Raw genomic sequence first — 480 nt, 5'->3', positions numbered from 1 at the left:
GTACTGCCGCCAGAACTGTTTGCGATCCATCGGCTCGACCTCGGGGTGGGAAGCCCGCGCGTGGGCGACATAGGCCTCGTACCGCCCCTGGCCGGTGAGCTGGTTGACGTACCAGCTCACCGACCGCCAGCCGCGACGCAGCCGATCACCGAGGTTCATGATCAGTGGCCTCGGGAGGGCTGCTGGTCGGCCGGCAGGGCATCCCATTCGCGCTGGATCGCGCGTTCTTCGGCGGTGGCGATCAGATCGGCCGGAGCGAACCGATGCGAGGGCACCGGCGGATCCTCGTGGTCGATCACCTCACCGGAACGATAGGCCTTGATCACCGCGGCGATCGAGTAGCCGATCACGATCAGCGAGAGCACCGCGAAGATCACCGACAGCGAACCCTGGACCGCGGTGTTGCGAACCACCGCCTGCATCGACTCCACATCCTTGGCCGTGCTGAAGGAGGTCTCACCGGCCGCCAGCGCATTGCGG

2 protein-coding genes are annotated in these 480 nt (G+C 66.7%); both read right to left on the bottom strand.

The features are described 5' to 3' along the window. Positions 1-159 (bottom strand): CstA-like transporter-associated (seleno)protein (locus tag J5M67_RS30040; protein WP_368735968.1); only part of this gene is annotated, 159 nt, incomplete at its 3' end. A 2-nt stretch (positions 160-161) separates the two neighbouring features. Next, on the bottom strand, positions 162-480 hold a 319-nt coding region (locus J5M67_RS28170; protein ID WP_207888641.1), incomplete at its 5' end, for a hypothetical protein.

Source organism: Pseudomonas sp. 30_B (assembly GCF_017491605.1).
Classification (GTDB): domain Bacteria; phylum Pseudomonadota; class Gammaproteobacteria; order Pseudomonadales; family Pseudomonadaceae; genus Pseudomonas.
The sequence above is the reverse complement of the archived record's forward strand: the minus strand, read 5'-3'. Positions and strand labels throughout refer to the sequence as shown.